This window comes from Mycobacterium sp. (assembly GCF_052144515.1).
Classification (GTDB): domain Bacteria; phylum Actinomycetota; class Actinomycetes; order Mycobacteriales; family Mycobacteriaceae; genus Mycobacterium.
Genome location: NZ_JBKQQD010000227.1, coordinates 1 through 2,502, shown reverse-complemented (window position 1 = coordinate 2,502; position 2,502 = coordinate 1). Strand labels below are relative to the sequence as shown.

Sequence of the window (2,502 nt, the reverse complement as noted above, 5' to 3'; positions counted from 1 at the left end):
CGAGCTGGGCATCACACCCGCCTGCGGGGCCTTGGTCGCACCGATCGAGCTGGCCACCGGGAAAAAACCCTACTTCGTGGGCAAGCCCAACCCGCTGATGATGTGGCCCGCCCTCGGGACCCTTCAGGCGGGTCCGGCCGATGCGTTCATGGTGTCGGCGACCGCATGGACACCGACATCATTGCCGGTACCGAGGCCGGCATGAAGACGATCCTCGTTCTCTCTGGCGTCACGACCCGGGAGCTGATCGAAACCTACCCCTACCGCCCCAGCCATGTCTTCGAGGATGTGGGGCATATTCCGGTGGCGGAGCTGGGGTGAGGACGGCAAACAGCCACGATCTCATCTGCTGACCGTCGCCAGGCTTCAGGTTGATTGCAGAACCTGTGCAAAATTGAGCCGGTAATTCGCGCGCGCATTCGGTCTGTGGTTGCGTGTTCTTTTTAGGGGATCGAAACATTCGAGATCCCTCAAGATGATCAACCGCGACAGGCACCGGGCAACTTCCTCGGCACCTCGGACTCAACATCGCGATGAGGTTCACCATGAGTGGCTTGAGATTTGCCGCCCCATTTCGTCCCGGCACAGTTACCCAGTTTCGCGCCCCAAAGCGCACCCGTTTCGAGCTGGTTTGCGAAGCCCTGGAGAGCCGACAACTGCTCTCGATCTCGGACTTTCCGGCAGCGAGCGCCTCAGGGAAGGCAGCCGAGCCGGCCACGGTTCAACCCACCCCCTCGCTCGCTCGCTTGAGTACACCGGCAAGCCCCCCCGGGCTGTCGCCCAGCCAGATCGAGACCGCCTACGGCGTGAACGGGATCATGTTCAACGGCGTCGCGGGCAACGGCTCGGGTACGCGTTCACAGGCCGAAGGTGACACCTGTTCAGATCGGGGCCGGGTGCGGTGGCCCTGGAAGCTGCTCCGGTCACCTTTGGGCCAGAGGCAACCTCCGAAGATGCTTCGGCGTGTCGCACCGACGCGCGCAAGGTCAGGGTCGCGGTCTGAATTGTCTCGACCCTGAAGGGCTAACTGCTCGAACTGCTCCGGTCCCGAACATTTTCACGGCCCCATTAAGAATTTCTTTGATTTCGAAAAACGGTCCGGTTAGGGTGCAGTATCTTCTTGATGTGTCCTCATCGAGGGAGGTTCCCATGCGTTCTTTTGTCGTCCGGAAGCGTCAGACGCAGCCGCGCGTCCGCGTGTATCTCGAGGAACTGGAGGGGCGGGCCCTTCTCTCCGTGTCGTTGCAACCGCTGCCCCTTTTGGATACGGTCTACAGCGCCAACTGGTCCGGCTACGCCGCGGAAACCAATCTGACGACCCCCAAATCCAATGCGGTGACTCAGGTCAGCGGTTCCTGGAACGTGCCCACGGTCACCGGCGACACCAACGCGTACTCGGCGGTCTGGGTGGGCATCGACGGCTACAGCTCCAACTCGGTCGAACAGATCGGCACGGCGCAGGATACTTCCAGGTCGGGCGTGACCACCTATTACGCTTGGTTGGAAATGTACCCGAACCCGTCGGTGCAAATCACCAGCATTGGGATGATTTCCCCCGGCGATTCGATTTCCGCCAGCGTCACCTACAACAACGGCGCGTTTACCTTGCAAATGACGGACAACACGACGCACAAGTCATCTTCGACAACCCAGACAGCGACGGCACAGCGATCCTCGGCTGAATGGATCGTGGAAGCGCCGTCGTCCTTCTTCGGCGTTTTGCCGCTCGCCGACTTCGGCACGGTGACATTCTCGGGAGCGCAGGCGACCATCAACGGAACCACGGGCGCGATCGACAACACCGCCTGGCAAAACACGTCAATTGGTATGGTAACCAACTTCGGCACGCTCATCGACCAGACGTCGGGGTTGACGGATACAACCACGTCGCCGATTGCATCGAGCTTCAGTGTCACTTATTCCGGCACCAGCGGCCGGGACCGTTTTGGCTCGATTTTGGCGTCGCATCATAACGCCACCATCGTCGCCGCGCCGTCGCCGGCCAGCGGGAGCGGCAGCACCACGTCCTCGGGCACATTCGGAGTGCAAGCACTGGTGACGCAGGTCAGCTCGACCCAGGCGCAACCGGTTGCACAGCAAGCCACAGTCGTCACTCCGGTCAACCAGAGCACCGCTGCGCCACCTTCGCTGGGGCAGAGTCTGCCCCAACAACCTCAGAATTCGTCGCCAAGCCTGGCAATTGACGAATCGACTGAGCCGAACTGGCTCATCGAGGATGCCAGCGGCGTTCCGTCGCCAACAACCGCGGAGAAGGCGGCACCGGCACCGGCACCCGACCAGAAATCGGCACCGGCACCCGACCAGAAATCGGCACCGGCACCCGACCAGATGCCGGCGGACGAGGCACCCGCTGTTTCACCGGCCCCCGCGCCCAACGAGTCGGTGGACGATCCCGCGACGGGTCTTCTTGACGAGGCACTTGCACGAATCAGCCTGAGCATGGCGGCCCGACGTCTCGAACTGCCGTCAGGGCCGACCAGC

At 62.2% G+C, this 2,502-nt stretch carries 2 protein-coding genes and 1 pseudogene; all 3 read left to right on the top strand.

From position 1 onward, the window contains the following. A pseudogene (locus ACLP9N_RS16030) lies at positions 1-205 on the top strand (hypothetical protein); the annotation flags it as partial. Beyond that, a complete protein-coding gene (locus ACLP9N_RS16025) occupies positions 202-321 on the top strand; it encodes an HAD hydrolase-like protein (RefSeq protein WP_442408350.1) in 120 nt (39 codons plus the stop codon). The pseudogene ACLP9N_RS16030 and the gene ACLP9N_RS16025, both read left to right, overlap by 4 nt. Positions 322-1,107: 786 nt before the next feature. Beyond that, a partial coding sequence (locus ACLP9N_RS16020) for a G1 family glutamic endopeptidase (RefSeq protein ID WP_442408349.1) occupies positions 1,108-2,502 on the top strand: 1,395 nt, incomplete at its 3' end.